The sequence below is a fragment of the Escherichia sp. 93.0816 genome (assembly GCF_013368855.2).
Classification (GTDB): Bacteria; Pseudomonadota; Gammaproteobacteria; order Enterobacterales; family Enterobacteriaceae; genus Escherichia; species Escherichia ruysiae.
On record NZ_JABWNC020000014.1, the window covers coordinates 20,187 to 42,776 of the forward strand.

22 protein-coding genes are annotated in these 22,590 nt (G+C 50.7%); all 22 read left to right on the forward strand.

All coding sequences use genetic code 11. The features are described 5' to 3' along the window. Positions 1–13 precede the first annotated feature (13 nt). The 22 genes from HEM79_RS14990 to traW all read left to right on the forward strand — a co-directional run bounded on the left by HEM79_RS14990 (position 14) and on the right by traW (position 22,577). Positions 14–1,168, forward strand: a complete 1,155-nt coding sequence (locus HEM79_RS14990; RefSeq protein ID WP_176241926.1) for a tyrosine-type recombinase/integrase — start codon at positions 14–16, stop codon at positions 1,166–1,168. Between the two features lie 150 nt (positions 1,169–1,318). Further along, entirely contained in the window at positions 1,319–2,143 is an 825-nt protein-coding gene (gene traE / locus HEM79_RS14995; RefSeq protein ID WP_022630873.1) for a conjugal transfer protein TraE, read from the forward strand. Between the two features lie 85 nt (positions 2,144–2,228). Beyond that, on the forward strand, positions 2,229–3,431 hold the full coding sequence (locus HEM79_RS15000; protein ID WP_000976353.1) for a conjugal transfer protein TraF: 1,203 nt from the start codon (positions 2,229–2,231) through the stop codon (positions 3,429–3,431). A gap of 59 nt (positions 3,432–3,490) precedes the next feature. After that, positions 3,491–4,075 (forward strand): histidine phosphatase family protein, encoded by a 585-nt coding sequence (locus tag HEM79_RS15005; RefSeq protein WP_000977522.1) that lies wholly within the window; start codon positions 3,491–3,493, stop codon positions 4,073–4,075. A gap of 394 nt (positions 4,076–4,469) precedes the next feature. Continuing rightward, positions 4,470–4,928 (forward strand): IncI1-type conjugal transfer lipoprotein TraH, encoded by a 459-nt coding sequence (traH, locus tag HEM79_RS15010; protein WP_089558180.1) that lies wholly within the window; start codon positions 4,470–4,472, stop codon positions 4,926–4,928. After that, entirely contained in the window at positions 4,925–5,743 is an 819-nt protein-coding gene (traI, locus tag HEM79_RS15015; protein ID WP_000646097.1) for an IncI1-type conjugal transfer lipoprotein TraI, read from the forward strand. The genes traH and traI overlap by 4 nt, the downstream gene beginning before the upstream one ends. Continuing rightward, entirely contained in the window at positions 5,740–6,888 is a 1,149-nt protein-coding gene (traJ, locus tag HEM79_RS15020; protein ID WP_089558179.1) for a plasmid transfer ATPase TraJ, read from the forward strand. Before traI ends, traJ begins: the two co-directional genes overlap by 4 nt. Then, positions 6,885–7,175: a hypothetical protein gene (locus HEM79_RS15025; protein ID WP_001299214.1), complete on the forward strand. Its 291-nt coding sequence runs from the start codon at positions 6,885–6,887 to the stop codon at positions 7,173–7,175. The genes traJ and HEM79_RS15025 overlap by 4 nt, the downstream gene beginning before the upstream one ends. Before the next feature lie 14 nt (positions 7,176–7,189). Further along, entirely contained in the window at positions 7,190–7,741 is a 552-nt protein-coding gene (locus HEM79_RS15030) for a phospholipase D family nuclease (protein WP_089558178.1), read from the forward strand. Between the two features lie 89 nt (positions 7,742–7,830). After that, positions 7,831–11,598: an LPD7 domain-containing protein gene (locus HEM79_RS15035; RefSeq protein ID WP_089580850.1), complete on the forward strand. Its 3,768-nt coding sequence runs from the start codon at positions 7,831–7,833 to the stop codon at positions 11,596–11,598. A 17-nt stretch (positions 11,599–11,615) separates the two neighbouring features. Continuing rightward, positions 11,616–11,963: a conjugal transfer protein gene (locus HEM79_RS15040; RefSeq protein ID WP_001055900.1), complete on the forward strand. Its 348-nt coding sequence runs from the start codon at positions 11,616–11,618 to the stop codon at positions 11,961–11,963. Continuing rightward, on the forward strand, positions 11,960–12,652 hold the full coding sequence (locus HEM79_RS15045) for a DotI/IcmL family type IV secretion protein (protein ID WP_024247581.1): 693 nt from the start codon (positions 11,960–11,962) through the stop codon (positions 12,650–12,652). The genes HEM79_RS15040 and HEM79_RS15045 overlap by 4 nt, the downstream gene beginning before the upstream one ends. Before the next feature lie 10 nt (positions 12,653–12,662). Beyond that, on the forward strand, positions 12,663–13,646 hold the full coding sequence (traN, locus tag HEM79_RS15050) for an IncI1-type conjugal transfer protein TraN (RefSeq protein WP_089558134.1): 984 nt from the start codon (positions 12,663–12,665) through the stop codon (positions 13,644–13,646). A gap of 2 nt (positions 13,647–13,648) precedes the next feature. After that, positions 13,649–14,938, forward strand: coding sequence for a conjugal transfer protein TraO (gene traO, locus HEM79_RS15055; protein WP_089558133.1), 1,290 nt, complete (start codon positions 13,649–13,651; stop codon positions 14,936–14,938). After that, positions 14,938–15,642 (forward strand): IncI1-type conjugal transfer protein TraP, encoded by a 705-nt coding sequence (gene traP / locus HEM79_RS15060; protein ID WP_032072195.1) that lies wholly within the window; start codon positions 14,938–14,940, stop codon positions 15,640–15,642. The genes traO and traP overlap by 1 nt, the downstream gene beginning before the upstream one ends. Further along, positions 15,642–16,169 (forward strand): conjugal transfer protein TraQ, encoded by a 528-nt coding sequence (gene traQ / locus HEM79_RS15065; RefSeq protein ID WP_001055569.1) that lies wholly within the window; start codon positions 15,642–15,644, stop codon positions 16,167–16,169. The genes traP and traQ overlap by 1 nt, the downstream gene beginning before the upstream one ends. Positions 16,170–16,219: 50 nt before the next feature. Beyond that, the gene (traR, locus tag HEM79_RS15070; protein ID WP_000086960.1) at positions 16,220–16,624 is read left to right on the forward strand and encodes an IncI1-type conjugal transfer protein TraR; all 405 of its coding nucleotides are present in this window, start codon (positions 16,220–16,222) and stop codon (positions 16,622–16,624) included. 63 nt (positions 16,625–16,687) lie between these two features. Then, positions 16,688–16,876: a putative conjugal transfer protein TraS gene (gene traS / locus HEM79_RS15075; protein WP_001277255.1), complete on the forward strand. Its 189-nt coding sequence runs from the start codon at positions 16,688–16,690 to the stop codon at positions 16,874–16,876. Next, positions 16,860–17,660, forward strand: a complete 801-nt coding sequence (gene traT / locus HEM79_RS15080; RefSeq protein WP_001164788.1) for an IncI1-type conjugal transfer protein TraT — start codon at positions 16,860–16,862, stop codon at positions 17,658–17,660. Before traS ends, traT begins: the two co-directional genes overlap by 17 nt. Before the next feature lie 89 nt (positions 17,661–17,749). Further along, the gene (gene traU, locus HEM79_RS15085; protein WP_089558132.1) at positions 17,750–20,794 is read left to right on the forward strand and encodes an IncI1-type conjugal transfer protein TraU; all 3,045 of its coding nucleotides are present in this window, start codon (positions 17,750–17,752) and stop codon (positions 20,792–20,794) included. Beyond that, on the forward strand, positions 20,794–21,408 hold the full coding sequence (gene traV, locus HEM79_RS15090; RefSeq protein ID WP_000337394.1) for an IncI1-type conjugal transfer protein TraV: 615 nt from the start codon (positions 20,794–20,796) through the stop codon (positions 21,406–21,408). Before traU ends, traV begins: the two co-directional genes overlap by 1 nt. After that, entirely contained in the window at positions 21,375–22,577 is a 1,203-nt protein-coding gene (traW, locus tag HEM79_RS15095) for an IncI1-type conjugal transfer protein TraW (RefSeq protein WP_089558131.1), read from the forward strand. The genes traV and traW overlap by 34 nt, the downstream gene beginning before the upstream one ends. Positions 22,578–22,590 lie beyond the last annotated feature (13 nt).

The window sequence follows — 22,590 nt, forward strand, 5'->3', positions numbered from 1 at the left end:
TTTTGAGGTTAGCATGCCGTCTCCACGCATCCGTAAAATGTCCCTGTCACGCGCACTGGATAAGTACCTGAAAACAGTTTCTGTTCACAAGAAAGGGCATCAACAGGAGTTTTACCGGAGCAATGTTATCAAGCGATATCCCATTGCCCTTCGGAATATGGACGAAATAACAACCGTTGATATTGCTACATACAGAGACGTTCGTTTAGCAGAAATCACCCCCCGAACGGGTAAAGCCATTACAGGTAATACTGTACGTCTTGAACTCGCCCTTCTGTCATCTCTGTTCAATATTGCTCGTGTTGAATGGGGAACCTGTCGTACTAACCCGGTTGAACTGGTTCGCAAGCCGAAAGTATCCTCCGGACGAGATCGCCGGCTAACGTCTTCAGAAGAACGTCGCCTTTCTCGCTATTTCCGCGAAAAAAATCTGATGTTGTATGTCATTTTCCATCTTGCCCTTGAAACAGCCATGCGGCAGGGCGAAATACTGGCCTTACGTTGGGAGCACATTGATTTGCGCCACGGTGTGGCTCATTTACCTGAAACCAAAAACGGTCACTCACGGGATGTTCCTCTGTCCAGACGTGCCCGTAACTTTCTTCAGATGATGCCCGTTAATCTCCACGGCAATGTTTTTGATTACACCGCATCCGGCTTTAAAAATGCCTGGAGAATAGCCACACAACGACTTCGCATCGAGGACCTGCATTTTCACGATCTACGGCATGAAGCAATAAGCCGCTTCTTCGAACTGGGTAGCCTGAATGTAATGGAGATTGCTGCAATATCAGGACATCGTTCCATGAATATGCTGAAACGGTATACTCATCTTCGTGCATGGCAACTGGTCAGTAAGCTTGATGCCCGCCGGCGGCAGACACAAAAAGTGGCAGCATGGTTTGTGCCGTATCCTGCCCATATCACGACCATCGATGAAGAAAATGGGCAGAAAGCGCATCGTATTGAGATCGGTGATTTTGATAACCTTCACGTCACTGCCACAACGAAAGAGGAAGCAGTTCACCGCGCCAGTGAAGTTTTGTTGCGTACACTGGCCATTGCAGCACAGAAAGGCGAACGTGTCCCATCTCCCGGAGCGTTACCTGTTAACGACCCTGACTACATTATGATTTGCCCTCTGAACCCGGGCAGCACCCCGCCGTAAACATCATTCAAAACACATACAGAAAAGCGAGTTGCAACAACTCGCCAAACACATTCGATCTGCATGATCGAAATTATTCGTTTCACCAGAAAAAACACCGAAGATACAATAACCACATGAGCTGAAAAGACTTTTTCAGTCGGAGGAACAATGAGACTGAATACGACCGGTATTGCGGCCCGAATGATGCTCTCGCTGGACAAAAAAGCAATCGGCGAAAAACTCATCAACGGTCGTCAGATAAACCCGACACCTCTGCAGGTCCGTTACCCACAAGGGGTAAGAGAAGTTCTGGGGATAATGAGCGAACAATTAGCCATATCCACCGCTGATTTAACCCGAATCCTGCTTGAGGATGCTCTTCATAATATGTTTATGCCTGCGGATAACACCACAGGAAACATAATAAGCAGAATTGAATACATCATGCTGTCGCATGATATAAATGCGCCATTACTGGCAACATTGCTGTCGCCATGGAATATCCGCTCCACGGTTATACAGGACCCGGCCAGACTTGCAGACTATCTTTCAGCTGACGCTCTCGAACATCTTGCTGAATGTTTTAATCTCAATCCGGACTGGCTGAATGGCCATGAAAACTATCCGATAGCGTTGTCCGGTGAATGGCCAGATACTGCTGATAATTTCAGAATGCTTATTAATGATAGCAGCAACACTGAAGTTATTTTCTGGCATAGTTTCCCCTTCGCAGGAAACACGAAAAGAGAATATTGCGGGGTAATATTGAGACAGAAAAAAGAAATAAATGGCTCTGTAATATATCCAGCACTATCATTATCACCAACACTTCTGAACGATGAAAAAAGAAAATGGTTAACTGAATATACAACCAGGCAGAATACAACAATGTCTTTGCGACGTGTTACGTTGAGACCTGGCCTTGCCGGGAACCTTATTACAGGGCAAATACTACCTGTTAGCTTATTTAATACGTCTTTATTACCCTGGTAAATACCAGATAGTACCAAAGTAAAAATTTACGGCACATCCGTGTCATAGCGTTGTTTTGTCTAAATTCTGATAAACAGGAAATTAAATGATGAAGAAAAATCATATTACCCGCACCATCATTGCATCTGCTGTATTATTTTCCTTTAACGCTGCAGCAGCGACGTCATATTTTGAAGCACGTAACGATGCAATGGGTGGCACCGGAGTAGCATCTTCCCATTATGGTGTGGCACCTCTGGCAAACCCGGCTTTACTGACAAAGCACAACAGCAATGATGATTTCAGCCTTCTTCTGCCGTCTGTTGGGGCACAAGTTGCTGATCCTGATGATGTATCAAATAAAGCTGATGATGTTAAAGATGACTGGGATTTGTTTGATAGTGCTGTAGATAACCAGCATGGCGTACAACAGGCAGCAGCAAATCTTAAACATCGTCTGCAGGAATTCCGCAATATCAATGCAGATGCTCAGGTAGGTGTATCAGCTGTAGCAGCCATGGCAAATGACACTCTGCCGTTTGCCCTTATGGTCAAGTCTTACGGAACTGTCAGCGTAAACGGAAAAGTAAACGATGCAGACCTGGATTATCTGGACAAAGTTGCCAATGGAACAATTACCGACGTCGATAAGAATGCCCTGACCTCACGCGCATTCGGGCGTGCAGCTGTAATTACCGACGTCGGAATTTCATTTGCCAAAGAACTGGAAACGGCCGGACAAAAATGGTCTCTTGGCGTCACACCAAAATATCAGCGTGTGGACCTGTTTAACTACAACGTAACGGTTCGTGATTACGACAAAGACGATTTTGACGGTGACAAGTACCACAACACGAAAAACGGATTCAACGCCGATATTGGTGCTTATACAGACCTGAATGACAACTGGACTGTCGGTCTTGTTGCCCAGAACATCATTCCACGCAGTATTGATACAAAAGTCGTCAATGGCTTTAAAGAAACCTTCAAAGTTCGTCCACAGGCAACCGCCGGTGTATCCTGGCATAATGACCTGTTTACCACTGCTCTTGACGTTGATCTGACTCCTGCCAGTGGCTTCACTTCTGACAGCAAACGTCAGTTTGCAAGTGTTGGTGCTGAATTTAACGCATGGAAATGGGCGCAATTGCGTGCCGGTTATCGTCAGAACATGGCATCAAACTCCGGAAGCGCCTTCACCGCTGGCGTTGGTATCTCTCCATTTGACGTCGTACATATCGATGTTTCCGGCCTGGTAGGAACTGACCACGATTACGGTGCAATGGCACAACTTCAGTTCACTTTCTGATTACTGTCCCCGCCCCCGGCACTAAACCCGGGGGTATTTTTATATTCAGTTTAAATAACATGATGAAACCACGTTCTTCTTATTCAAAGACAGCATTCATTCTTTTATTTTCTGTTTTCCTGGTAGCTGCAGTGACAAAAGCAAAAAGCTCGCTTCCCGATATCACCCTGGAACAGGCAAAAGAAATTAATGCTGATAACACCGTTATTTTCCTTTTCCGCCATGGAGAACGTTGCGACCGTTCAGATATGCCCTGCTATTCGGATAAGAGCGGAATCACTATTACCGGTACAGAGAAAGCACAGCAGGAAGGTATTAAGTTCGCAACAATCTTCAGTGAATATGATATTTACTCCAGCAATGCAGTAAGAACCATACAAACTGCAAAATTCTTCTCCGGTAAAGAACCCGTCGTTATGGACAGTTTATCAGACTGCAATAATGATCTTTATAAGACGCTTGAATCAATCGCAAGAGAATCTCATAAAAGGAACATAGTAATAATGACACATAATCATTGTTTATCATTTCTGGCCAGAGATAGGCTCGGCAAGAAATTCAAACCGGCGTACCTTGATGCCCTGATCATGCATTACGATGGTACCCGGCTCATACTTGACGGAAAATACAACAAAGAGGCATAGAGGATATTTGAATTTACATAAATTCTGATATACTCAGTAAGATACAAGAGTGTACGGGCACATGTGCCTGTCTGAATTGCAGGTTATCCGGACGAGGGCCGGGAACTGTTTCAGGGACAAGCGCCGGTACATTCGATTCATAAATCGTCGAGTCATCCATCATGGATCGATTCGGCGCGGAGCGTTAAAGATTACGCTCATATTCGTTTTATGTCTGACGACACATCAACCAGCCAGTATCAGGAATAATCACCTTCAGTAAACTATGAGGCTATTTACCTGGCCACACTGGCATTTATTTCCGGTAACGCAAGTATAGCCGGAAACAAACATCATCCTGTCTGTACCGGAGCACCGGTATATCCCATTCTGATTTAACTGCTCAGGAATTATTATGAACCGTATTATACCTGCGGGGTGTCTTGCCGCCCTTTTTCTGGCTGGCTGCAACTCCCCTTCTCAGCATACTCCTGTTCCGCGTAACTACGGTGCTGCCTCTGATGTGGCGGTTACCCGGCACACTCAGTACACATTATGGGACAAAGGTGTGTTTTCCGATCAACTTCCGGTTTCAACGGGGTCTCATCTTCTGACAGCTAACAGCGATCGCCTTTCCTTTGACTGGGAAGGTGATGCGATTGAATTACTGAACGAACTGGCCAGAGTCAGGGGGATGCAGTTTAACTACAATGGTGTCCGCCTGCCGTTACCAGTCAACCTTCACGTCCGGGATATGACGTTTTCCAATACGTTGAGACTTATTGAAGCCCAGACAGCCTGGAGAGCAACAATCCATCAATATCCGGGCCTGTTACAGGTCAGCTTCATGCAGCCGGAGAACCGGAAAAAATGAAAGCACTCACCTCTCTCATTTTGCCAGTAATACTGCTTACTGGTTGTTCTTCTTCCCCCACCATCTCGCCAGGTGGTGTCAATACGCCACCACCTGACATTAATGCATGGCTTAAACCACGAAGTGAAAAGCCGGATAGTCTGTCAGAAACCCGCTGGAAAATGCTGACCGACGCGGGTAAAACGCTTGGATTTCGTGGTGGCAAGGCTCAGCGTTCATGGGAGCTGATTCAGGCACTCAACGCCCGGGAAAGCACACTTAATGCCTTATACGATTTCCGGCCACTGATTAGCCCGGAAGGCTGGCTACCACCGGTTATTGATGAAGCACAGGACGTTGCTCATATCACGCCAGATCAAATCCGGACCTCTTCCCGGGTCTGGACCATCATTCGCCCTGAACGCTTTGTCAGCAATCCACCGGGCTGGCGTGACTGGCTTCTCCGGGGGCTTTCAACAACAGCCACTCCGGGTACAGAAGGCAGCGTCGTTCCAGAAGACAGCGTGCAACGAAAAGTGTGGGAAACCGCATTACGGCAGGGATGGCAGGAAGGAAGACAAAACGCCGACCTGACGCTTGAAGCCAACCAGAAAACCCTCACCCGTGATTACCGGGGCATGATGCTGTACTCACTTCTCTGGCGTCAGGGCATGATCACCCGTCCGGATGTTTCTGATCAAATGCAAACCGTTACAGGTGACGGGAAAAAACTGGTCACTGGAGATCGTGTTCGTCGCCTTAAAAATCATGCGGAATTCAATCTTCAGAAATCTCACTGGCGTCCGCTTATAGGCACTGAAGGAGGCTCCCGATGAATATTCCTGATGAGTTTGGTCTTTTTCCGTTTCAGCGTTTCACTGCAGATGAACTACGGCATTTCTTTGTCTGGTGTGCCGCACATAAAGTCAGTGATGTGGATCTGACCGGTGGGTCACCTGTATCTGTCAGTCGCTTTGGCCGACGGGTGCGTTGTTCCAGTGCAACGTTACCAACCACACTCATGTCCTCCCTGATTGATGAACTGTTCGGTCGGGAAGTCATTCCCCGCGTTCTGGCAGGCAATCCGGTTGACAGGACGATACAGATTAACGGGGATGCATCCGGGCGCTATGGTCTTAAACGCGGAGAACGCATCCGGTTACGCTCTCACCTCATTCAGGGCACATCTGGTGCGGAGGAGAAAGCAATCTCAATAACCATGCGTGTCATCCCGACAGAAATACCGGACATTCTCTCCATGAACATTGAACCAGACCTGCTTGAAGCAATGGTCTGCAAAAGCGGTCTGGGATTTGTATGTGGTGAAACCGGGTCAGGAAAATCAACGCTGTGTTCAGCACTGTACCGTTACATTATGGACAATTTCCCCGACGCCAAAATCGTGACATATGAAGACCCGGTGGAATATATCCTGGGAAATGAAAACGATCTGCTCCCACCGCATCAGGCAGAAATCGGGCGTGATGTGGTCAGTTTTGCTGCCGGACTGCGTTCTGCTGTACGACGTAATCCCGAAATTATCGGTGTTGGTGAGATCAGGGATAACGAAACCGCCGACGCAGCGGTACAGGCAGGCAACACCGGGCATTACTGCCTGAGCACCATGCATACGAAATCTCCTGGTGAAACGCTGGCACGTCTTCTTGGGCTGTTTCCCCCTGTCATCAGGGATTCGATGGCCTGGGCTGTCCTGTCACTGTTGCAGTTCATTCTGGTTCAGGTTCTGGTCAGAACAAATGACGGTGGTCGTAAAGCCGTCCGGGAATATATCGTCATTAACGATGAGCTTCGCGACAATCTTTCCGGAATGCCACATGCAGAGTGGGGGCATCACATTGATGCCATAATCCGGCAGGAGAAGCGCCGTATCCGGGACCAGATTCTGGAAATGTATATCCGGAATGAAGTTGACCGAAGAGAAGCGATTCTTTTTATCCCGTCAGGGGAGTTACGGTCATGAAAAGAGAAGGTTTCTGGCGATATGCAACACCGCCAGTCAACATCCAGGGCGTACCTCTGCCGTTCACCATGATTTATCTGTTTATATGCCCCTTTCCCTCCAAAACAACCTTCTGGATTTGCACCGGCATCATTTTATTTTTCGTTATTCTCGACCGTTCAGGCTGGACTGTCAGGACTATCTGTACACGCATTTTCAGCATTCTGAGAGGGGCCATCGCCTCCGGTCGTCCATGGTGGTATCGCCACCATACGGAATCACCACGAGACTGGACTGGCCTCGATTAAATTCTGGAGTCTTTATGTCAGGTAAAAAAACTATCGTTACTCTGCTCCGGGTATCGCTACTGGCATGCCCGTTACTGTTCACGACACCATCGTTTGCAATGATCGACACGCCATCCGTGAAGGTCGGCTTTTCTCCTGAAGGAAGCGCATCCGCTCTGGTGCTTGACACAATCAACAGTGCGGAAAGCTCCATCAGGATGATGGCATATTCCTTCACCGACCCGGATGTAATGCATGCGCTGGCAAAAGCGAAAAAACGCGGAGTGGACGTCCGTATTGTTGTTGATGACAAGGGGAATACGAACCGGGCAAGTCAGGAAGCGATGAAATATATCAACCTGCTGGACATTCCTCTGCGGACTGTAGATACCTTCCCCATCCATCACGACAAAGTCATCATTGTTGACGGAAACACGGTTGAAACCGGCTCCTATAACTTCTCTCGTGCTGCTGCACGCAAGAATTCAGAGAATGTCGTTGTGCTCAAGAATATGCCGGATGTAGCCGCACAATATCTTGAACACTGGCAGGATCGCTGGAATAAGGGTACAGACTGGAGACCCTGACAAACATTTCTCCCCCGATTTTCTATCCCCCCAGCCCCCCCCGGCTTCCGGCGGTGGTTTTTTTCCGTCTTTTTTCAGGAGAAGCACTCATGCCGTCTGTATCCCGCTACCGCACCTGGCTTGCCGTGCCTGCAGATGAAATAGAAGATCTCAAAAAAGCACATCCCCCGATGAACGGGCACACGCCCGTCATCTGGGACAAGGAGCACAAACTCTGGTTCGCCCGCCCGGGGGCAGACCTGTCCAGGCTGGACCGCTGGCTGCCCCGGCCACAGGACGTCTCCATGAACGGCAGTGATCCGGTCACCGAGTTTGCCCAGGTTCTGGAGAATGCCGGACTGGTTCTGAAAGAACTGCCGGTCATGGACGGGAAAATCCACCGTGTCCCGACCGCCGATGACAAAAAAGGACAAAAAAGTGGCGCATATCGCGGCTTCCTGGACGGCAGACCTGCCGGCTGGTACAGGGATTATCGCAGCGCGGATGATTCGCCGATCACCTGGACCTTCTCCGGCGGAGAACAGACAGATCCCCGCGCAAGACTCCACCTGAAAGCGCATTCAATGCAACGCAGGGAGGACGCGGAGCGGGAACTGAAAGCACAGTACAACCGACAGGCCGCGTATGCCCGCCGCTATGTCAACAAATGGCCGCAGGCCACAGCACATGAATACCTGACCCGGAAAGGCATTCAGGCTGCACCGGGGGTGCGGGTAAACAACAAAAATGAACTGGTTATTCCCTTCAGTAACCGTAACGGCGCGATACGCTCTTACCAGCGTATTCCGGTCACCGGGGGGAAAGATGCCCGCATCCTGATAGATTCGGAGAAAACCGGTAACTGGTTTGCGCTGGGCACACCGCGCAACGGTCAGCCGGTACTGTTTGCCGAGGGCTATGCCACTGCGGCCTCCCTGCACGAAGCCACGGGCCTTCCGGTACTGATGACGGTGGATGGAGGCAACATGATTGCCGTTGCCGAAAATGCCCGGCAAAAGTGGACGCAAAGCCCCTTTATCTTCTGTGCCGACAACGATCATGCAATCCGGGTTAACAAAGGTATCGTCAGTGCAACAAAAGCCGCAGAACTGACAGGAGGAACGGTCATCTTTCCTGTGTTCACCGATGCCGAAAAAGCGCAGGGGCTGACCGATTTCAATGACCTGGACGCCAGCCGGGGACGGGCCGCTTTTCAGCATGTCATCAACGCCCAGTTAGAACATATCGGGGTTTCCACCCCCAACAGTAACACCCCGGAAATCCGGGAGGCACTGGTGATCGGCAACCTCGTTTTTACACCGGTCCACACTGAGGAAAAAACCATGACTCCGACAGAATATCCTGAAACATCACCCGATACAGGGCACAGCCATGACCAGGGACCTTCTCTGCCGTCCGCCACGCAGCAGGAACAACCAGCTGCTTCCAGCAGTAACATTGCTGATGAAACACAGTCATTTACCAGTCACGCCACTGAAAATAACGGCAAAGATGAGCGGCACGCTGATAACGTTCAGGCGCAAACGGAAAGCTCTGTAGTTCAGGACTCCCCTGCAGAATCACCGGCGTCCCCGGAAAGTACAACGGCGTCTGCCCCTGATGAACCCGCTCATCCGGCGGAACCTCCGGAAAAAGTTGTCTCGGTGGCCACAGATAAAGACTGGCGTGAATTTGAAGCCGAACTGTCACAACCGGAAAAAAACGAGTCACAACAGGAATCCGGCACTTCACCTGAAATACCGGCCCCTGCTGCCGCCCCCGCATCCCCTGAAGACAGTCCCTCATCTGAAACCATGAATGAATCAGCCGAGCCATCACCTTCCCCTGATGCAGTCAAAGAGGAAATGACCGTGATGACGGAGCCTGATGACAAACAAAGCACCGGAATATCCCCGGATACTCCCCGGGAAAAGGCGGTCAGCCATGTAACTGAAGACATTCCCCTTCAGCCAGAGCCGTTGATTCCTGAGTCAGATGGCCCTGAAGTATACGAAGACTACAGCGCATATCAGGAACTGATGAACAATGAAAATCCTGAGCATCTGCAGGAAAACAGTGATATGCCGTCGCAACCGGACACAGGCCACGTTCAGGCTGATGAGTCAGAACTTCAGGCCACAACAGATACAGTAGAACCGGCTGTCCGGGATGATCCCACTCCACAGCAACCTGTTCAGAGCACATCATCTTCTGATAATACTTCATCGTTTCTCGACAAAGCGCGTGGTTTTTTTACGCGTAAAAAAACGGATTCACAGGCGCATGAATACAGTGATTCCACCTCCTCACCGGAAACCACGACGACCACACCGGCACCTGACAGTATTGTCTACGCCCCGGAACGCCCTGATGCACCGATATCGCTCAATCTGGACGAAATCATTAAATCGCTGGAAGGTGAAGAACGAGCAGACAGAACCGTCCTGTACAAACTGGATGGCAAACCTGCCTTCATTGACCGGGTAAACCGGCTGGAAATGGTCAACGGTGCCAGCAATGACGATCGCAGTGTTCTGGCTGCACTTGCTGTGGCCACTGATTTCTATGGTGGTGTCATTGAGCTGACGGGCAGTGATGCCTTTAAGCAAAAAGCGATGCAGTTGATCATCGAGCACAACATCAAAGTGCGCATGAAATTCCCGGATCAGCGAGCGGCGCTCGAAAAATTACGCAAGGAAATGGCTGTCGGTAAGGATACTGTTGTCACCCATAAGCCAACGCCGGAACTTAACCGGAATACCCCTGAACAACCAGCAGTCCCAGACCCTGTTCAGGAAAAAGAAGCCACACAATCCCCGGCGTCCCCTGCTGCCCCTGAAGCATCAACCGTCAGCACCGCTCCTGCATCATCACCGACTGAACCAGGCAAAACGGCAGATGCAGCACCAGGTGAAGAACCACCAGGAAAACTTCGCCCGGGAGAGAGCGTGACTGCCGTACTGCACAATTTTGGTCGTGCTGAATATGCACCCGGCAAAGGAGAAAGTTTCTTTGTTGAGCTTAAAAACCGCAGTGGCAGCAAACTCTACTGGGGGGAACAACTGGAAAGTCTGGTCAAAAACCATCAGAAAGGTGACGTGGTGACACTGACACTTCAGAACCGCGAACAATTCATCCTCCCGGGAGAGAAAAAAGCACGTTTCCGGAATAAGTGGTCCATGGAGTCAGTTACCAACGGGATCTCGGTATCACATGATAATCCGGATAAAGGTCAGCGTATTCAGGCGATTCCGGTCGAAACCTTTATGAAAGTGGCTGCGCAAATCAGCCAGGGATGGCCGGAAGAGATGAAAGCGTTACGTATGCCAGAAAACGTCAGCTCACATCTGTTTATCGGTGAAGACCGACATCCGGTCTCCGCGCCACAGAACGCGAATCAGGTAACAGAAATAACCAGCGCAGCCCCTGACAAGCTGACACCTGTTCTGGGATCAGTGGATAAGGATACGCGTGAACTCAACCTGTTACTTGTCCAGAGTGCCGATGAACATCTGCAGGGTGTGGTCCGGCTGAACGGCACATTGTATCCGGCACTGGCCACCCCATCGGCCGACAACAGTCAGCTGGTTATCAATGCGCTGACCGACAAAGGTTTACGCTTTGCAGGTTATGGTGAAGCGGTAAACCACGATGCTGACAGCACGAATCGCCCCGCACCGGAGCTTATGCAGTTTCATCTGAAAACCCGGGAAGAACCGCTTTTTGCTGCTGTCTACACGCCGGAAAAACAACCTGATGCGTTGTACCGGAACCTGGGCTTCGAGCAGTCATGGCAGCAGTGGTCCAACAGCCAAAAGCCGGAGGACAGGCAGGAAAAAACTCTGCATCAGGATCTCTCCCACAGCCCCGGCCGATGAGCCGGTAAGGAAGCCATATGAACATGCATAAGTCTCTGGTTGCCGTGCTCGGCCTTATCCTGATTTCATCCACGGCAAGTGCTGCAACCTGTCGTGCGGGTAGCGCGGCACAGGCCGGTAGTAATACAGGATATGAGCGAGCACGTGCAGCTGCGGATGCATGGTCACAACGTGAAAACGATGTTTCCTCATCCCTGCAGTCCTGTCTGTCACGAATCAAAAAAATCAGCATAAACCTCCCCCAGTTCCCCAGCCTTGACGACATTCTGTCGCAGCTGGAAAACCAGGTCTGCGACGCGGTCGTGGACAAGGTGAATGAAAAGCTGCCGGGGAATATTGATCCCTGGAAGGACTACAACCTATGACCGAAAATACCGAGCCATCCTCGCCATCACATCCGGCACCTGACCCGGAAATACTGAAGAGCACAATCAGGGCTATGAAGCAGTCAGAACAGCGGGCAAATAATGTCCCTGCGCTGATAAAAGCGCTTTTATGTACGGGCACATGTCTTCTTGTCAGTATTACTGGTAACGCCATTCAGTACTGGCACTCAACGAATGTGGAGCGCGAATATTTCGCTACAGACAATGGTCGTCTGGTCAGGCTGGCACCAACAAGTCAGCCAGCATGGAGTCAGAATGATGCAATGGCCTTTGGCAGCCAGGCACTGGCGACCGCATTCAACCTGGATTTTGTGCACTATCGTTCACAGATCTCCTCCCTGTCTCCGCGTTTTTCTGACGAAGGTTTTGTCGGATATGTGAATGCATTACAGGCATCTAACATTCTGGAGACGATCAAGAAAGAGAAGATGAATCTGACCGCCACGACAGGTGCTGGCGTTCTGGTACGACAGGGACAAATGTCCGACGGCGTATGGTTCTGGACATTCCAGTATCCTGTCCGTATGCGTCTGGTAGGCCAGACAACCAGCAAGCCAGAACAGTCTTTTGTTTTCGAAATCACCATCCAGCGTGTTGACCCCAGACTGAAACCATCCGGTATGGAAATCCGGCAGATGATCTCCCGTAACGCCGGACCGAACTCCTGAGATAAGTAATATGCAATCACGTTATTTACTGAGCACACTGCTCCTGGTGTGCAGCGCCGCCACGTCTGCAGATAACGCAGGATGGCAGAACGCACGCACACCACAAACGACAAATTCTGCCAGCGATCACGTTCAGAACGCCACCCAAAACACCGGAGGTGTTCCGGCTACACTGGTAAAAGGTGAGCTGCCTGCCCCCGGGCAGGCCAGCCCGCTGGTACAGGATGCGGCAAGGCTTGATTCTGAGCTCTCCGCCGATGAGATTCGCTCACTACGCAGTCTCATGGCGGATAACGAGCGGGCCATCAATGCGCCCATCACCAGTGTTGTACCCCGTATCAGCTCTCTGACAGTTAATCTGTCCCCCGGTGCCAGCCTTCCTCTTGTTCGCACAGCCATGAACAACCTGAGCGTGGTGACATTTACCGATATCAACGGTTCACCATGGCCACAATCCGATCCTCCTTATAACGCGGCACCAAAACTCTTTGATGTGCAGTACAACGAGAACATGGTGACAATCACACCATTGCGGCCATGGGCATCCGGAAACATTTCTGTCTACCTGAAAGGTCTGTCGGTACCGGTCATCCTGAACGTAACCAGTGGCGAAACAGATACGCCGTCATCCAGTCAGGAAATGGACAGTCGTCTGGATCTGCGAATACCACGGCAGGGACCAACCAGCCCGGTTGTCTCCATCCCGACGGATAAGATCGCCCTGCATGATGCAACATTACAGGCATTTCTGGATGGTATTCCTCCCCGGGACCCTTCAGTTAAGAGGCTGAAATTCACAGGTAATGTCCCGGATACAACGATCTGGCAACACGGCGATGACCTTCTGGTTCGTTCCCGGGCGATGTTGCGCGATGAATTTGAACAGACCTTGTCCTCTGCCGACGGAACTCATCTCTGGAAGCTTCCCGTCACCCCACTACTGACTTTCTCTGTGAATGGCCAGTCCGTTCACGTGACACCAGAACTGGAGTAATCATGAGTGCTGAACAGGATGCCGGTAAATCCGGAAAGAAACTGGCTGCCCTGCTTGGACTGGGCAGCATCATCTTATTTGGCGGCGGCTATATCGCGTTTTCCAAACTATCAGGGAGTAACAGCGATATGCAGTCAGCCGTGAACATTAACAGTGCAGCAAGCGGCGGAACGCGCAGCGTTACCGAAACGCCTCACTATCGTGAACTGTTAAGAGCGGATAATGAACGAGGGGCCGCAGCTGCAGCCCGCAATAATCAGACGTTCATTGCCAGTCTTCCACAGGAGCTTGATATTCCGGACACTCCGGAAAAGCAACAACAGCCTGCAGCAAAACCGGAAAACTATGCTCATCGCCAGGCTTCCGGCACACCCCAGGAGGATCGAGCAGCCAGTGAAAAACGTATGGAGCGGCTGCAAAAGCTGATTGTAAGAATAAAAGATCAGCATCCTGCCGGTAGTACACCAACCATAGCAACGACTATGTGGAATAAATCTCCGGCAGAAACAACAGGGCAGAATGGTACGCAGCAATTCGCATTACAGAATGCCAGCCTGTCCACGCCTGTAGCAGAAAAAGGGATACAACTGATACCTGCTCTGACCCGTATACCGGCATATATTGATACTGCAGTGGATTCTGATAACCCGTCATCCAAGGTTATCGCAACCATTCCCGCTGGCCCCTGGGCAGGGGCAACGCTGTTCAGTCCGGGAGTCAAACTGGTGGGTAACGGCGTGGAGATCCATTTCGACCGGATGAGCTGGAACGGCATGGACCTTAAGGTCAATGCATATGCTCAACGGGAAGACAACCTGATGTCATCCGTGGCCAGCAATGTGAATACACGCTGGTTTAAACATATCATTCTGCCGTCAGTGTTAGGAGGTGTGGGCAGTATTGGCACACTTTATAAAGATGCCAACACGCAGGTTATTCAGGGTAACTATGGCACGGTTACCGGACGCGTGGGAATGCCCAGTGGTGAAGCTGTTGCGGGCGTTATTGCCGGTGGTATGGCGGAAAGAGGAAGTCAGATATTAACCCGCCAGGCAGAAAGTGAGCCCTATAAACAGGTAGAAGTGTATCAGCATGAAGTCGTATCAATTCTGTTTGTTGACCCGGTAATGACAAACGACGCCAGGTCATCTTCCCTTTCCAGTGGCATTTCCCCTTCAGTTAATCGTACATCACAGGCGGAACAACGCTCGCAGGCACGAATGCAGACAGCCATGGAGCAAAGAAAAGCTGTGATGCAACGTCGGTATGATGAACAACCGGAGACACCATAATGAAACCTGAAACAGAAATAGATGAAACCGGCAGCTTCGGTGAACCCGAAGAGAAACCCGCCCCCTTCTGGAAACGTTCCGTCTGGGGGATATCTGTAGCAACATGGGGGCTATGTGCAGTCATGTTGCTCGCAGCCATATGGTATCTGTTCCTGAGAGCGCCATCGGAAACAGGCATGCCTCCGTTTAATGATGCGGATGCTGGCGTACAGACCTGGCAAACCACACAAGAATCATCACCTTCCGTTCAGTCAACTGAGACCATGACTGTCCGGACAGGAGAAGATATGAGCCAGCTTGCCCGGGATGTAAAAACAGAGCTGGATAACCGCGATGAAAAAATTCAGGCAACACTGAATATGCTTCACGACAGCATTAACAAGCTGGGCGAAGCTATAAAAAAGGATGAAGAATACGCACAGGAAACACGCCGTCAGCTGGATGATATCCGGAGCCGCCTGAACGGAATAATGACACAGAAAAGCGTCACTGAATCCTCTTCCACACCGCATCCAGCAAAGAAAAAAACGTCGTCTGTACTTAACGGAATGAAAATCATGTCGATGGAAACTGGTATGGCCTGGATTCGCTGGCAGGGTAGTACCTGGGCTGTCAGAGAAGGTCAGACGCTGGGCAATGTGGTGATCCAGCGGATTGATCCGACTACCCGGACCATCATCACCAGTGCAGGGACGTTACGCTGATGAACATGGATGCCCTGACCGCCATTGAGAACTTTGCCAGCAGTATTTTCAGTGCCGGAATGGATTTCCTGTTTACCTGGGGAGAATTCATCGGGGTGATCAGCATGATTACCCTGTTTGCCCGCGCCCGTTCAGCCGGTCCGGTAAAAATGTCTCCCGGAAAATTTATTGCGGGGATGTTAACCAGCTGCATGCTCGTATCACTCCCGGCAATGATTAACGCCGGAGGCGTACAAATGGGATTCAGGGCTGACTCATTTGGCCCGATTGCATATGTACAACCTCAGACGTTTGGCGCTGCTGCTGGCGCAGCAAATGCAGTTCTGTCGCTGGCCAAGCTGGCCGGTGTTGGATTTGTAATGAACGGGATATCCATCTGGCGCAAGGCCGGACTCGATGGACATACCGCACTGAGTGCCAGTGAATCCGTCAGTAAGGGAAACGTCAAATTTATTGCCGGCGTCCTGCTGGTCTTTATCGATCGTGTCCTCAATGCCCTGCTGGCAAGCATTGGAATCGTCTTCTGATTTTTTTCACCTTCATATAAACCACTGATATATCCATTTAAGGAGAAACTATGTCACGTATTCGTGTCGTAGCGGCCCGTCTGTACGCCGCATTTATCCACGCACAACTGTTTGTAATGTCATGCCGGAGCAAACTGACTAAGTTCCTGCTGCTCATTCCCATGATGTTGCTGCCCAAAGCCGTTCTTGCCGATGGAGATCTTGCCGATATGGTTCGCAATGTCGAACAAGGTGCCAAAACAGCACAGTCATCATCACTGACTATTGCGCAGTTCATCGGCGTAATTCTGTTTCTCGGGGGCCTGATTGGCCTGAAAAAAGTTGGGAAACAAGGGGGGATGGGACTGGCTAGTTGCATTGTATCTATCGTCATTGGGGCGGTACTTGTCGCCGGACCTGAAATGATGAGTCGCAGCCAGAAACAGTTGGGGATTTCCTCAATTTCCATTGGCTAATCTTGTCCAGGGCACTGGCATTTATCCGGTGCCCTTCCTATTCGGCAATACAAGGAGGCACATATGTCTGCCTGGAGCCCGGAGCACATAACGTTACGACGAACAGAAAACGGCAATGTGATTGCCCACGACAGTCGGGACGATCAGGAATTCATTTTTGCAGAATGCTGTTCCGATGAAATCGCAAACATCATTCTGGAAGCCGTGAAACGTTACACCAGTACGGAGCCTGCTCATGCAACACAGCATTAAAGACTTGTGGTTGTATCCCTTTCCAGAAATTGATGTGGTTCATACACAGGAGCCACTGTTACCGGAACCGGAATTAACAACGCCCGGTCGATGTATCTGCTGCCGGCAAAACGTCAGGCACCGTTTCAGACTGGATGACTCATGGCCACTCAGACAGCTTACCGACACAATCAGTGACACACGAGTTCGTCTTAATAAGGCCACAGAACATCTGGATAAGTTAAAAAAGCGTGGTGAACCAGTCGCAACCGGCGAAAAGGAAAAGTACAACACGGCAGTAAAAGCCGCTGAACGGGCGCTTGAGCAGGCCCGTCTGTCTGCCAGACGTCTTTCACTCCGCCATGTACAGAAAGCTGAAATCACCAGTACAGAGTCGTTGTCAGAGAAAGAGCAGGAACTGTTTCATGAAGACGGCCCGCCTTACAGCTTATGTGCTTTCTGCCACGCCTGGCATTCACTGAATGGTTATGCCGCAGCACAGGGCGTTATGGTGTGGCTACCCGACCTTCATCCATCCACGGTCGTGGCCCTTAACCGTCGTTCATTACAGGAAGTTTTCAGTAATGATAAGTTCCGGGTCCGGCGGGGACGGGAAGCGCTCTCTGCACTGATGCAAAACAGACTGGCGGTTGAGGATAAATTCCGCAGTTTCCGCCCGGCCGATTTCGCTGACGTTTTTCGTCGCTATCCACCTTCCGGTCGTTCGCCCCTGCGTGAAAAAATGAACGGGATTGCCCTGATTCTGACACCAGATTCATTCATCAAAAAAGAATACGTTGATTGATTTTTCTTCATGCCACTCCAGCGCGGGGTGGCATTAAAAAAATCAAACTGCACAAACCTCCCTCCTGTAAGTCCGGAGTTCCCTCACCTATGAACATAAACCGTTTAATCTTCACTATCGAAGACTGTCTGAACACGCTATCCCGTTTCTCTGTCGCAAGCAGTTTTGTTGAGTATTGCGATTTACGTACTGTAATTGGTCTGGACAGACAGGATCGTGAACGTCGCCCATGGCTGAATTCGCCCTATATTGCAGCCACAAAGCGTGGAGAATATCTCTCTGTCTTTGAAGTCAGCGGTGCTTTCAGGGAAATGGATGAAGCATCCGACCAGACTGGCCCAGGTTCACTGGAATCGCTGATCACCAGCATGAGTGACAGCCTGAATACGGCATATAAAAACAGCGGTCATAAAATCAGCTTCGTTTTTGAGCGTGATCCTGACATGGGGAAAGAAGAAATCGAAGACATGGTCGCCCCACAAAAGCGCTCACTGGCTAATACAGGTATCCAGTTACAGGATGTGGTCGATGAGAAAGTCACAACACTGTCCCCATGGCTGGTCCGGGAGCGTTGCTGGCTGGCGATCTGGAGTGGACCCGACCTTATCAGCAACAGCGATCGCACCGCCCATGATGAGCTTGTCAGAAGACTGGCTGAACGGGTACCGAAAGCACGCTTTGCCCAGTCCCCCTGGCAGTGGACCTTATCTGCACTGAAAATCCGCCACGAAGCTTTTCTTGATAATGTGGAACAGGCACTGAGACATTCATCTGATGGCCTGATTCTCCGGCTACTGGATATACACGAGGTCGGGCGTGAAATACGTCGTCAGACAGAACGGCACAGCACACCGCGTAACTGGCAACCCCACCTGCCTGAAGATGCCCAGCCAGCGGGATATCGCTGGACTGACGATGAATCCGTACTACATGCTCCTTCATTGCATTTGCAGTTATTCAACACTCAGGTGACCACACAGGGCAACCTGGTTCAGGCGGGCGGACTCTGGCACGGAATGGTATCGATTACTTTACCTCCGCAAAATCTGCAGACGTTTAACGAACTGGTCCGTGCCATCCCCCGCGCAGTCCCCTGGCGCATCAGAATGGATCTGATGCCCGGCGGGATGAAGGCTCTTAATCTGAAGAAAACGCTTCTGACTTACAGCAGCTTCATTTCTGCCGTTCGTCCAATGTATGAATCCGTTATGACCCTGGCGGCAACGGATGAAAAAGAACCTGTCTGCATAATGACCATCATGGCCTCCACGTGGGGAAAAACACGTGAAATATGCACACGAAACCAGGCCATTCTGAAATCGGCCATTGAAGGCTGGGGCGTATGTGGCACCACAACAACATTTGGCGATCCCCGACGCGCTTGGGTGAATACCATTCTCGCGGCATCCGGAGGCTCCGGCCCGGTTCCCCTGTATCCCCCGTTGTCACATGCCATCTCGCTTTTCCCGCTTAACAGGGCAGGCTCTGTCTGGCGAGGTAAAGGGAATCTTATGTTACATACAGAAGACGGTTCCGCATTTGAGGTTGGTCTGGCGTCATCCCAACAAAATAAACATACAGAACTGGCACCAGGCGATCCGGGACTGGGTAAATCAGTTCTGATTAATACGTTGTCGGAAATACAGATATCATCTGCTCAGAAAAACCTGCCCTTCATTGCCTATATCGATAAGGGATACAGTGCTCAGGGACTGGTTCAGCTTATTCGCGACAGTCTTCCTCCGGAAAGAAAAGACGAAGCTGTCGGTATTATTCTGAGCAATGATCCGGAATACACCCGTAACCTTTTTGACGTGATGTACGGCGCTAAAAAGCCTATTACGCCGGAAAAGAATTTCATGTCATCGGTGCTGTGTGCTCTCTGTGTCGATACCGGTACCGGTCAACCCTGTAACCCCGGAGACACCCGACAAATTATCAACCAGCTTATCGAGCTGGCTTTTAAAGAGTACGGTGAAAATAATCCGCGACTTTATCGCGCTTCAACGGAAGAACTGGTGGATTCAGCACTGCAGGACTCGGGACTGTATGAAAAACATGATGCAGCCTGGTGGGCCAGATCAACCTGGTTCGAAGTCCGGGATATGCTCCACAATGCCGGGTATATCATGGCGGCTCAGCGGGCTCATTATCAGGCAATGCCCCAGCTTCCCGAAGTGTCCTCGATGCTGGGCCATACCAGTCTCAGGGATGTTTTCGGTACTGTTCAGCGTAATGGTTCAAACGAGCTTCTGCTGGACTACATCCGCCGCGCCCTGGAGCAGGGACATAACGACTACCCCATGATATCCGGGTATACCCGGTTTATGATCAACCCGGAAACCCGGGTCATCGCTGTCGATCTGAATAATGTTGCCGGTGACAAAACGCCTGCAGGCAGGCTTAAAACCGGCATCATGTACCTGCTTGCAGGTCAGATCGCCGGTGGTGACTTCACCCTGCCACAATACAGGGATGAAGTGTTAAAGCAGCTTCCACGGGAATACCATGAAATCGCTCTTAAACGTATTAACCAACTTGATCAGGAGGTTAAGACAAAAGTTTATGATGAACTGCATAACGCCCGGGGCATTGACTTCATCTGGGAAAATCTGGATACCCAGGAGCGCGAACAACGCAAGTTTGCTATCCGCACGGTTCTGAGTACGCAGTATCTGAGGGACTACCCGGAAAGCGTTCTTAAGTCAGCAAATACTCTCTGGTTAGTACGCTACAAACCCGAAGATATTCCTGTTCTGAGAGATAACTTCAACGTGCCTGAATTTATGCTGAAACGCTTCCTGAAAATGCCGGAAGGCCCGGCACCGGATGGTAGTGGTGTTTCTGTTCTGGGAGTATTCAGGGTAAAAAGTGGCACGCTTGCGAGAATACTCAAATTTACCGTCGGTCCACTGGAGCTATGGGCGCTGAACTCATCGCCAAAAGACAGTGCCCTGCGTAAAACGCTGACAAATAAGTTAGGTTCAGTTCGGGCACGTAAGATTCTGGCCGAAAACTTCCCCAGAGGTTCTGCAACGTCATTAATTGAGCACCGGGCGGGCCAACATAACAGTGACAATGTTATTGAAGATCTGGCCTCGGAGCTCATCCGAAAACAGGGATACAATCTCTGATGTGTACAATTCATATCACCCCACGCTGCCGGAGACCTGCCAGAGGGCAGGTATTTCTTAAAAAACTTGAGGTAAAAGGTGACAGTTTCTCATTCACTCTGCCGTCACGTCTCTTCAGGTTACATCCGGCCCCCAATCCCAGAGTGATATACGCCTCGGATGCCAGAACACAGGGAAAGGTTACAGGCATGCGGCTGTTGTTGCCGTCCAGCACAGATGAGCTGATAACAACGGCAATATGGCAGGTTTCTGTCCCGGATGAAGCACCATTCGACGTTCAGCATGTCATCCAGTGGATACTCCCTTCACCGCTGGCTTCGCTGATGTCCGATGATACCTGGTTATGGCCATCCGTTCCCGGAACGCCGGCACTGAGTGCCGGTGACTGGCCTGTCATGGATACTGACCCGTCCACCTTACGGCGCGTCAGACGTCGTTCTTTCAGCATCATCGATAACCGGAACAGGAAAGGTTATATCACCAGGCGATATCAGTGTTTCCCACTGGCCCCACTACCTGAAGACAGAAAATACGACAGCCTTCCTGACCTTGTGCTCCACCCCGAGCAGGAGACAATAAAATGCAAAGAAAAACATTACTCGCAGCCCTTATAGCCATCCTGAGTAGAACGGCATGCCAGGCTCATGCTTATTCAGTCACCGTCGTCGCCAGCCGCCCCGTTGAACAGCAGGTCGTCCCCAGAATGGAGGCCATCAAAGGTGTGCTGAGTGACATACTGAGTACCCAGACAGCCACGGGTACCGCTATCAATCAGAACTCTGAAAAGCTGGCAAGTGTCATTGCCCAGAACGGACAGGCGACACGTCAGCAGATGATTTTCAGTAATGAAACTCAGCGCCTCGAGGAGGCACGGAAAAGCTTCACCGTGCCAGACTCCATCTGCAGTGAATCCGCATCAGGGATTGCAACAGAAAGCAAAAGTGCCTCAGCATCCGCAGCCTCAAAACTCAGTAAAGGTGGCGGTGTGAGCAACCGTAGCATCCGCGACCGTCTGGCCAGCGCAGCAAACTCTCCCGTGCGGGAAGCTTATGATGGCGCGGCCATACACGCCAGTTACTGTACAGAAGCAGAATATGCACGTTTTGGAGGAACCGCCGTTTGTCCTTCTGTGGGCGAAATACCAGGTGGAGACAGTCAGGTACGCTCGATTTACCACGGCGCAGGTACAGCGGACACACCTGCGGCACTGACATGGGATCAGAAGCAAATAGATGCAGCGACGGCTTACATGAAAAACACTTCCCGCCCCTCTGCCGGTCGTGCTCTGGGTAAAGGAGAAGTGAATACCCAGAGTGGGCGAACCTACGTCGGACTCCAGAACGAATACAACGGCATCATTGATTCTGCGTCGAATCCCCAACTGACGTTGATTGCTGACAGCACGCCTAATGAAAGCACACGTAAAGCACTGGCTGAAACACTGCAGTCAGACTCAGCGGCCGCTTACTTCGACCAGGTGGCTTCACCAGAAGCAAAAGCACGGGGATATATGAGTACCCGTGAGTTTGAAGCTTTTGAGGCTGGCCGGCGCTACGCCAACACAGCATACCTGGTGGATTTACAGGAAATGCAGGGGGATAACCTGCTCCGTGAACTGGTAAGAATCACTGCGCAAATGAACTGGCAGCTGAACGATCTGAAAGAACAGATCCGCCAGGGTAATGTTATCTCTGGCCAGCAACTGGCTCTGACTGCCCGCCAGTATTATGAAAAACAACTCGGTAGCCTTGAGAAAACAATCAATCAGGCAAACGCACGTTGAAAGCTGACGTCAG

Excerpts from the sequence above, each read along its gene's own strand:
- HEM79_RS14990 (WP_176241926.1), top strand. The coding sequence starts at position 14 with ATGCCGTCTCCACGCATCCGTAAAATGTCCCTGTCACGCGCACTGGAT.
- traE (WP_022630873.1), top strand. The coding sequence starts at position 1,319 with ATGAGACTGAATACGACCGGTATTGCGGCCCGAATGATGCTCTCGCTG.
- HEM79_RS15000 (WP_000976353.1), top strand. The coding sequence starts at position 2,229 with ATGATGAAGAAAAATCATATTACCCGCACCATCATTGCATCTGCTGTA.
- HEM79_RS15005 (WP_000977522.1), top strand. The coding sequence starts at position 3,491 with ATGATGAAACCACGTTCTTCTTATTCAAAGACAGCATTCATTCTTTTA.
- traH (WP_089558180.1), top strand. The coding sequence starts at position 4,470 with ATGAACCGTATTATACCTGCGGGGTGTCTTGCCGCCCTTTTTCTGGCT.
- traI (WP_000646097.1), top strand. The coding sequence starts at position 4,925 with ATGAAAGCACTCACCTCTCTCATTTTGCCAGTAATACTGCTTACTGGT.
- traJ (WP_089558179.1), top strand. The coding sequence starts at position 5,740 with ATGAATATTCCTGATGAGTTTGGTCTTTTTCCGTTTCAGCGTTTCACT.
- HEM79_RS15025 (WP_001299214.1), top strand. The coding sequence starts at position 6,885 with ATGAAAAGAGAAGGTTTCTGGCGATATGCAACACCGCCAGTCAACATC.
- HEM79_RS15030 (WP_089558178.1), top strand. The coding sequence starts at position 7,190 with ATGTCAGGTAAAAAAACTATCGTTACTCTGCTCCGGGTATCGCTACTG.
- HEM79_RS15035 (WP_089580850.1), top strand. The coding sequence starts at position 7,831 with ATGCCGTCTGTATCCCGCTACCGCACCTGGCTTGCCGTGCCTGCAGAT.
- HEM79_RS15040 (WP_001055900.1), top strand. The coding sequence starts at position 11,616 with ATGAACATGCATAAGTCTCTGGTTGCCGTGCTCGGCCTTATCCTGATT.
- HEM79_RS15045 (WP_024247581.1), top strand. The coding sequence starts at position 11,960 with ATGACCGAAAATACCGAGCCATCCTCGCCATCACATCCGGCACCTGAC.
- traN (WP_089558134.1), top strand. The coding sequence starts at position 12,663 with ATGCAATCACGTTATTTACTGAGCACACTGCTCCTGGTGTGCAGCGCC.
- traO (WP_089558133.1), top strand. The coding sequence starts at position 13,649 with ATGAGTGCTGAACAGGATGCCGGTAAATCCGGAAAGAAACTGGCTGCC.
- traP (WP_032072195.1), top strand. The coding sequence starts at position 14,938 with ATGAAACCTGAAACAGAAATAGATGAAACCGGCAGCTTCGGTGAACCC.
- traQ (WP_001055569.1), top strand. The coding sequence starts at position 15,642 with ATGAACATGGATGCCCTGACCGCCATTGAGAACTTTGCCAGCAGTATT.
- traR (WP_000086960.1), top strand. The coding sequence starts at position 16,220 with ATGTCACGTATTCGTGTCGTAGCGGCCCGTCTGTACGCCGCATTTATC.
- traS (WP_001277255.1), top strand. The coding sequence starts at position 16,688 with ATGTCTGCCTGGAGCCCGGAGCACATAACGTTACGACGAACAGAAAAC.
- traT (WP_001164788.1), top strand. The coding sequence starts at position 16,860 with ATGCAACACAGCATTAAAGACTTGTGGTTGTATCCCTTTCCAGAAATT.
- traU (WP_089558132.1), top strand. The coding sequence starts at position 17,750 with ATGAACATAAACCGTTTAATCTTCACTATCGAAGACTGTCTGAACACG.
- traV (WP_000337394.1), top strand. The coding sequence starts at position 20,794 with ATGTGTACAATTCATATCACCCCACGCTGCCGGAGACCTGCCAGAGGG.
- traW (WP_089558131.1), top strand. The coding sequence starts at position 21,375 with ATGCAAAGAAAAACATTACTCGCAGCCCTTATAGCCATCCTGAGTAGA.